Raw genomic sequence first — 8,914 nt, 5'->3', positions numbered from 1 at the left:
TCCAAGTCGCCAGGCTCACCACCACAGTGAACCCGACAGCGCCAGTCACGGCGCTACGCGCCATGCCTGGCGCACCATAAAAAAGCCCGCAGATGCGGGCTTTTCGGTTTTTAACGGTCAGATCAATCCAGCGTCAGCCAGCTTCTGTTCCAGCCCAAGCAGGTCGGGAATCTTGAGCACCGTGTCACCGAACTGCACCGCGTCCAACTCCAGTGGCGACAACGTGACATCAGCACGTACCAGCTCGGCACCGACCTTGATCGAGCGAGGAATACCTTGCACCAGTACGGCAATAAACTTGACCGCCGGGCGACCGCCCAAGGCATTGATCACCGCCACCCGCGAGCCCGAGCTAACAGTCGCCTGGCCATCCGACGCGGCCTCGAACGACAACAGCGGCAGGCGTAGATCACGCCAGGCAATCTGCCCGAGAAACCAGCTGGGCAACCCTTCGCTGACCTGCGGCGCGCGGTAAGGAATTAGTTCGGCGACCGCCACGTTGGGCAGCAGCAGAGTGCGATCAGTCAACGGCATCAGCAGGCCGGTCAGGCTAGTGACGCTGTTTTGCGTGGCGACAGCTTGGCTCATAAATTTATCCTGTACAGGGCACGGCCCCGGATTAACGGCACTGCTCGGCCAAGTGGTTGACCAAGGCGCCGGCCAACTCGCGCGGGTCACCGCTAAAGCTGCTGTAACCGCCTTCGCGCAGACTGTCGGGCATGCTCGGGCATGCGCAGCTGTCGGCCCGCTGGGTCCAGATCAAGCCACCCTGACGACGCACATAAGCCGCCGCCGCACTTCCATCACTGCCCATCCCGCTGAAGGCAATCACACCGCTCAGCGCAGCGAAATGCTGGGCCAGGTTAAGCATCATCTGGTCGATCGACGGGCTGTAGGGTTCCGGCCAGCCGCGTTCGGCTATCTGCATCTGGCCTTGATCGTTGAAGCCCAACTCATGGCTGATCGGCACCACCACCACTTCACCGCAGCGCACGGCATCGCCGTGGCGGGCCGGGTTAACGTGCCATTGACTGTGGCGGCCCACAGCCTGCGGTAGCGAACTCTCAAAACTGGCAGCAATATGTTGGGCGTAGACGAAGCCTATCGGCAAACCGCCTGGCAAGGCATCGAGAAAGGCCTTTACCGCCGCAGGGCCACCCAAGGAAGCGGCCAGTAACCAAACCTGACGCGCCGGTTCGCCGGCGACCAGCGGGGTGTCCGCCAGTACAGCCGGTAAATCCAGACGCGACGGCCGCTGCGCTTCGGCCAGCAAGGCTTCCAAGCTAGGACCAACGGCTTGCGACGGGTCGCCCACCAGCTTCTTCAGCTTGCCGAACAGCCGCCGCTCCCAGCGTGGATAGTTTTCCGAATGACGCTCAGGCGCATGGCCTTCGCCAAACAGCACGGGGACTACGGCATTTTCCATCAGGTTATCGATCAGCGGCGAATCATCCGACTGCGCCAGATCGACCAGCCATAGATCAGTCTCGCACGCACTCAGGGTGGCCTGATCGAGACGCGCCGGATCGCTGTTCATCACCACCTGATAGCCGCTACCCGTCAGCGCTTGCTGCAGCACATGGCGCTGCAATGAGGTGTCAGCAATCACCGCGATGCGGGCTGCAGTTTTATCGGTCATGTGCGGTTTACCGGCTGACGGCCCACCAGCTGCTGAATGGTTTCAAGCAACAAGGACTCTTGGTAAGGCTTACCCAGGTATTCGTTGACGCCGAGGCTCATGGCCCGCTCACGGTGCTTCTCACCGGTACGCGAGGTAATCATGATGATCGGCAGGTCTTTCAGGCCTTCGTCATGGCGCACCAGGGTCGCCACTTCGAAGCCATCCATGCGCGGCATTTCAATATCCAGCAGCATGATATCGGGCTTGCGCTCCTGCAGCTGCGAGATGGCATCGACACCGTCTTTCGCGGTCAGCACGTTCATGCCGTTGCGCTCAAGCAGACGGCTGGTGACCTTGCGCACGGTGACCGAGTCATCGACCACCATGACCAGCGTCGGCCGATCCGCTTCAATCTCGGCGGCGCTGGCTGATTGCCTGAGCTGGCGTGGCTGCAACTGGTTAAGTAGATGCGCGTGCAGCACACGGATGGTCGCCAGCAGGTCAAGAATCACCACCACGCGGCCGTCACCGAGAATGGTTGCACCGGAGATCCCGTGCACACCGGCAAACTGCGGGCCAAGGCTCTTCACCACGATCTCGCGGGAACCGGCCAGGGAGTCAACCTGTACCGCCACCGCGTGCTCCTTGGAGCGCACCAGAATCACCGGCAACGGTAAGCTCTGGCCAACTAGTTTGGGCTGCTGCCCGTTGTTGAGCAGGTCGCCCAGGTAGCGCAGTTCATAGCTCTGCCCGGCATACTCGAAGCGCGATGCATCGGGGGCGTAATAAGCTTCCAGCTCGTAGGGCGAAACCCGCACGATACCTTCAATGGTGTTCAACGGAATGGCGTACAGGTCTTCACCGGACAACACCATCAGCGCGCGGTTAACCGACACGGTGAACGGCAGGCGAATGGTAAAGGTGGTGCCGGTGCCCGGCAGCGACTCGATGCTCATCGAGCCACCGAGCTGCTTCACTTCCGAGTGCACCACATCCATTCCAACGCCACGCCCGGAAATCTGCGTAACCTTCTCGGCGGTGGAGAAACCGGCCTCGAGGATAAACTGAAGCACTTCGTAGTCGGTCAGATCCGAGTCGGCGTCCATCAAACCACGCTCGATGGCCTTACGCTTGACTGCCTCCAGACGTATACCACCACCGTCATCGGCCAGGGTCAGAACGATATCGCCGCCCTCACGACCCAGTGCCAAGCGAATGGTGCCCTGCTCTGGTTTGCCGGCAGCACGACGCACGTTGGCGGCTTCGATGCCGTGGTCAACGGCGTTACGCAGCATGTGCTCCAACGGCGCGACGATACGTTCGAGCACGGTACGGTCCATCTCGCCATCGGCGTTGCCAACAACAAACTCGACCTGCTTACCCAGCTCACCGGAAATCTGCCGCACGATACGGCGCAGACGCGGCACCAGACGGTCGAACGGCACCATGCGCGTGCGCATCAGGCCTTCCTGCAGCTCCGAGTTGACCCGCGCTTGCTGCAGCAACAGGGTTTCCGCATCGCGGTTACGCGCCGCCAGGGTTTCTTTCAGGTCAAGCAAGTCGGAAGCCGACTCAAACAGGGCGCGCGACAACTGCTGCAGCTGCGAGTGACGGTCCATTTCCAGCGGATCGAAATCTTCATAGCCCATACGCTCGGCTTCAGCCTCGATACGGCTGAGGATCTGCGCTTGGGTTTCAGTATCGAGGCGGCGCAGCTGGTCGCGTACCCGGTCAATGGTGGCTTCCATTTCACTCAGGGTGAAACCGAAGTCACTGACCTGCTGCTCGACTCGGCCACGGAAAATCGATGTTTCACCGGCCAGGTTAACCAGGCCTTCAAGCAGTTCGGCGGGTACCTTGACCAGCTCCTGCGGCGCACGGCGCGACGCCGCTTCCTGCGCGGCTTCTTGTGCGCGGCGCACGAATGGCAGCACCTTGGCCACCAGTTCCTGCGCAGGCAGCGCACTGGCCGCCACAATCGGTGTGCTCAACTCCGGCAGGCGAGCTGCTGGCGCAGGCGTGTGTGCACCGGCGGCGTCGTCAAGCAGGCTGTCATTCAAGCGTTGGCGCAGAACCTCGAGTTCCTGCTGCAACCCTTCGAAGCCCGACTGCACATCGACAAACAGGCTCTGCGGCCAAGGTGCACCCTGAACCTGTGCTTCGGTTAGATGCTGTTCGAGGTTGTGGCTAAGGTCGCCCAAACGCTTTTGCCCGGCTAGGCGTGCACCGCCTTTGAGGGTGTGCAGGGTGCGCAACATATCATCGATGGCGCTGGCGTCTTCACGATCAGCTTCCCAGCGGCCAATCGAAACTTCCATGGCTTCCAGCAGGTCATCCGCTTCCTCAAGGAAGATGTCGAGGATGTCCGACTCACCTTCATCGGGCTGATCTTCGGCGGCTTTAAGCGCAACCGCAGACGGCATACTCAGCTGCTCATCCGGGTTGGCGCGAAAGCGCTTGATGGTGTCGATCAGCACCTCACCACTTGGCACGCTGTGCTTGCCGCGCACAGCTTCGAGCATCTCCGCCAGGCTGTCGTGACAGGCCTGTAGCAGGCTGAACAACTCTTGACTGGCGCGCAAACGGCCATCGCCAAGGCCTTCATAGAGGAATTCCAGCTCGTGGGCCAAGTCACCGATTTCACGGATTTCAGCCATGCGCGCACCACCCTTGAGGGTGTGCAGATCACGCTGCAACGATTCCAGTTCAAGGCTGTTGTTGACGTCGTCCATCCAGCGCTGCAATGCCGCACCGGCGCTGTCGATGATGTCGAAACCTTCCTCAAGGAAGATCTCCACCAACTCTGGATCGCGTTCGTCCTCAATGACCGCGGGGGCCGGCGCGGCATCGAGCTGCGCGGGCGCAATATGCGCAAGTTCAACCGCGTCCGTTTCAGGCTCGGGATCGAGCAATTCGGGATCGTCGAACTCGACGACAGGCAGCTCGGTCACCTCGATGTCTAGCGACTCGGACGCTAATGGCTCGCTGTCCAGCGCGTCTTGCGGCTCATCCGCGAGAATACCGAAGTCGATTCCTTCATCGGCTTCGGGCTCAGCCTCTAACAGATCTGACAACTCGATCACAGGCACGGCTTCGGCTTCGGCTTCGGCTTCGGGCATCGTGGGGCTGACCGGCAAGTTTTGCCCACCGCTCTGGCGGAAGCTGCGAATGGCCTCAATCAACGCCACCGGGGAAGGCATCGCCGCGCGGGCCTGCAACTGCTCGAGCAATTGCGCCAAGCTGTCATGGCTTTGCTGCAGGAGACTCGCCAACGCCGGGGAGGCGCTGTAACGGCGATCCACCAGGCCTTCGTACAGCGATTCGAGTTCATGGGCGAGATCGCCAATCGGACGAATTTCGGCCATGCGCGCACCACCTTTGAGGGTGTGCAGATCACGCTGCAGGGATGACAGTGCGGCTTTGTTGTCTGGGTCTGCCAACCAGCGCTCCAGCGCCTGGCCGGCACTGTCCAGAATATCCACGGCTTCTTCGAGGAAGATCGACACCATTTCTTCGTCGAGCGATTCGTACAGCGAAGCAGTCGGCTGTTCAGCCAGCGGCTCGCTAACAGGCTCAACAGACTCAAGCAGCGCGTCGACTGGCAGCGCGTCGAGCGGTAACGGCTCAATCACTTCATCCGGCTCGCCCAGGCTGAGTTCTGCCAACGCAGCAGTGGCGTCTGTCAGTTCAACAATCTCGATACCGGCAGCACCGTTGTTGGACAACAGCGCCAGGGTATTAGGATCCAGCGCCTCCATCATCAAATCACGCAGGGCTTGCACGCGCTCAGGAGCAGCGCTTACCTGCAAGCCCGCAGCCACCTGATCCATCATGCCGATCAAGGCTTCGTGAGCTTGCTCAGCTTCGCTGAAGAAGCGCTCGCTGACAGCCAGGCGACCTTCTTCCACGGCGCCATAAAGGTCGAGCAAGGCTTCGCAGAGCTCGTCTATCTGCGACAGATCGGCCATTTCGGCGCCGCGGCCCAAGGTAGTCAACTCATCCAACAGTGAGCTGAGTTCCTGGCGTTCGGACGGATGCTCACGCCACTGGCGCAGCAGGTCTTCGGCATCCAGCAGGATATCCATGCCTTCGGCGAGGAAGATGCTGATCATCTGCGGGTCGCGCTTTTCCCCACTCTGCTCGCTCTGCCGGCTGTTTTCCGCCTGTTCGAGGCGCTCATTGTGCAGCTTCTGCACGCGCTCAAGGAATTCGGCAGCACCCGGCAATACGCCCAGCGGTTGGCTTTCCAGCTGCTCAAGCCCGAGGCGGAAGAGCTTCTCTGCGCTGCTCAACAACTCAGCTTCGGCCAGGTCCATGGGGATCAGGTTGGCTTTGAATTCCTTAACCAGCTTCTCTAGCGGCGAAGCAATCTCAGCCACCGGCAGAATGCCAGCCATCGAAGCACTGCCTTTGAGGGTGTGCAAGGCCCGCTGCAAGTCGTCGGTTACAGGCTGCGGCAGCTCCTGAGCACAGTCAGCCAGGAAGCCAACCAGAGTATCGAGGTGCATCTCCGCTTCATTGCGGAAAATTTCCAGCAACTGCGGGTCCAGACCTTCAGCGTCTGCGCCGCTCTCGTCGGTAGCGCTAGGCAGACCCTCGGGCTCAGCTACCTGCTCAACCGGGGCTTGAGGTTTTGGGAGACTTCGGCCTTTGGCCAAGGCATGGGCCGTGGCGGCCAAATGGTCGACATCGTCACGCTGACGTTGTGCCTTACTGGCAAACTCATCGACCAAGGCCGGCATCAGGGCGACCACATCGGCAATCACCTGCTGCACTTCGGTACCCGGCTGAATGCTGCGGTCGAGCACGCGGTTGAGCAGGTTCTCAATCGACCAGCCCAACTCACCGATCACCAACGCGCGGACCATGCGACCACTGCCCTTGAGGGTGTGGAAGGCGCGGCGAATTTCGCTCAGGGCATCTTTGTTATCGGTGTCCGCGCACCACTGCGGAAAATACTCCGCGATGGTTTCCAGCACTTCGCCTACCTCTTCGATAAAGACTTCCATAAGCTCTTCATCAATCGGTTCTTCATCGGCCGGCGGCGGGAGCAGGCTTGGCGGTACATCGTGCGCGGGTGGGTTGATCGCCTGCACGGGAGCGGCCATGACATCGGCCATCGACAGCGCTTTTTCAGCAACAGGCGGCGCCGACTCCTCGCTTGGCGGGGCGCTCGGCAGGTCAACTTCAGGTAACTCCAGCGCGGCCAGCTCGTCTTCACCCCAATTGGCTGGGCTATCGCTGTCATCCAGCTCAAAGCTGTCGAGCGACAACTCTTCGCTGGGTAATGACGGCTCTTCCTCGGTTTCCGCCTGTGGCAATAGCTCGGCGTCACTCAGATCACTACTGAAGTCGATCAGCTCAAGCTCAGCCGACGGCGCATCCAGGGCGGTAGAATCTAAATCCGCAAACTCGGCACTGAAGTCATCCGTCAAATCCAGGCTCAGCGGTTCATCGTCAAGCGCCGGCGGACTGACTTCGGGCTCGGGCTCGTCACACAACACCTCCATATCGAGCAGCGGATCAGCCAATGGCGCGAAGGTTTCTGCAGGCGTGTCGATGCGGTCAAGAATCGACGGCTTTTCTTTAAGCGGATAGCCCAGGCTGTCGAGGCTTTCCTCGGCCACATCAAGGATCAGATCGCCCTGGCTGGCATGGTCTTCAGCCAGGCGTTCGAGGTAGTACTCAACACTGGTGATGGCGTCCGCCAAGGTATCGAGGTTTTGCCAGTTGGGCACGGCCTTGCGCGCCAACAATTGTTCTTGGATATAGCGATTACAGGCATTCAGCAGATCGGCGGCGCGCTGCAGCGGAATCATGGCCAGACCGCCACGCACCTGAGTCAGTAGCTCGGGCACGCGGGCCAAGTGTTCATGGTTCCACTGCGAGGCGATAAATTCGATAATCGCGTCTTTGGCCTGCTCCAGGCCGGTGCGCGCTTCTTTGATTACCAGCTGGTGAATCTGCGCCACATCGGTAGTCGGCAGGTGGCTTTCTTCACGGCCGCCGTCCTGTGCGGGGCCAACCATGCCAGCCAGAGTGGCCTCGACATACAACAGCGCACCGGCGACATCCATCAGCACCGCATCGCTGGGCTCGCCCTGGCCTTTGGCCAAGCCGTTGATCACATCGAGTTGGTCGACAATTACTTTACGCGGCTGGCTAAAGCCCAAAACCGCAAGGGTATCGGCAATTTGCTTGAGCGGTGCGGCCAGCGCCTCCAGGTCAGCCACCTGAGTGCGGTCGCTGCGTACGAATAGATCGAGGCTGTCTTTAACGCGGACCAACTCTTCACAGAGCGCGGCCACCACCGAACGCATAGCGTCGCGGTCGGGACCGGCCAGGCGTGCACGCTCTTCATCGACAACATCGTTGTCCGGCAGTGCATCGTCGAGGCGGTATTGGTCTTTAAGGCCACGTACGCGCGGTGATTGAGCCGTGGATTTCGCCACGTAGAACAGCAGGTTCTTACTCAGCTCATCAGGCGCCGGCTGATTCAGACCTTCAGCCCCCTGCTCAAGCAGACGCTTGAGTTCTTTATCCACCTGGCGCAACAAGGTACGCACAGAAGATCCATTGGCTACGCTGCCGTTGGCCAGGCCTTCGACCACGCCCGAGGCGATCTGCCACAGCGGGCCAAGAGGCGAGTCTTTGCACAGGTTTTCCAGGCGGGCGAACACCCGTGCCATGTAACCTAGGTTGGTCGGTAAGTCCTGATTGCGGATCACCCCCACCAAGGCCATCTGCAGCATCTGCCGCAGCTTACGTAACAGCCCTGGTAACTCGGCGGTGCTTAGCTGTGCGATCGAATCATTGGACAGCGCCGCATTGCGTCCGGACATATCCGGGGCAAACAGGCTGGTCTCCGAGAGCAGTTTTTCCCCGCGGGCAGCGCGCAGGTCATTGAGTAACGGCAGCACGACCATCGGCAGGTCGCGGCGGGCAGTCTGGATACGGTCGAGGTACACCGGCAGCTGCAGAATCGACTGCATCAGCACTTCCAAGGCTTCGCCCTGGTTACTCACCCGTCCTTCAATCAGCGCACCAGCCAGCTGTTCCATTTCCTCAGCGAGCAGCGCCGCGCCGAAAAACTCGACCATCTGCAAGGTGCCCAGCACCTGATGCACATAGGTCTGGCAGAAACGCATGCGCGTAGCGTCCTGGGGGTTCTCAACGAACGCCTCCAGCGCCTGACGCGCCTGTTTCAGGGTTTCCGCGATCTCGCCTTTAACCCATTCCAGGGCGACATAATCGTGCCGATCACCCATAGCCACTCCACTCATATACTTGGCT

General features: G+C 60.5%; 3 protein-coding genes. All 3 read right to left on the bottom strand.

Annotated features, from left to right (window positions below; translation table 11 throughout):
* Positions 1–117: 117 nt before the first annotated feature.
* From N1078_RS16435 to N1078_RS16425, 3 genes are read right to left on the bottom strand one after another with little or no spacing between them, the layout of a single operon-like run.
* A complete protein-coding gene (locus tag N1078_RS16435) occupies positions 118–588 on the bottom strand; it encodes a chemotaxis protein CheW (protein WP_274089228.1) in 471 nt (156 codons plus the stop codon).
* A gap of 31 nt (positions 589–619) precedes the next feature.
* The gene (locus tag N1078_RS16430) at positions 620–1,639 is read right to left on the bottom strand and encodes a chemotaxis protein CheB (protein ID WP_274089227.1); all 1,020 of its coding nucleotides are present in this window, start codon (positions 1,637–1,639) and stop codon (positions 620–622) included.
* Positions 1,636–8,889 (bottom strand): Hpt domain-containing protein, encoded by a 7,254-nt coding sequence (locus N1078_RS16425; RefSeq protein ID WP_274089229.1) that lies wholly within the window; start codon positions 8,887–8,889, stop codon positions 1,636–1,638. Before N1078_RS16425 ends, N1078_RS16430 begins: the two co-directional genes overlap by 4 nt.
* Between the last annotated feature and the right edge of the window lie 25 nt (positions 8,890–8,914).

The organism is Pseudomonas sp. MIL19 (assembly GCF_028680365.1).
Taxonomy (GTDB): Bacteria; Pseudomonadota; Gammaproteobacteria; order Pseudomonadales; family Pseudomonadaceae; genus Aquipseudomonas; species Aquipseudomonas spirodelae.
The sequence above is the reverse complement of the archived record's forward strand: the minus strand, read 5'-3'. Positions and strand labels throughout refer to the sequence as shown.

What these genes read in the sequence shown, in the direction of transcription:
- N1078_RS16435 (WP_274089228.1), bottom strand. Translation starts at nt 588, where the DNA reads ATGAGCCAAGCTGTCGCCACGCAAAACAGCGTCACTAGCCTGACCGGC.
- N1078_RS16430 (WP_274089227.1), bottom strand. Translation starts at nt 1,639, where the DNA reads ATGACCGATAAAACTGCAGCCCGCATCGCGGTGATTGCTGACACCTCA.
- N1078_RS16425 (WP_274089229.1), bottom strand. Translation starts at nt 8,889, where the DNA reads ATGGGTGATCGGCACGATTATGTCGCCCTGGAATGGGTTAAAGGCGAG.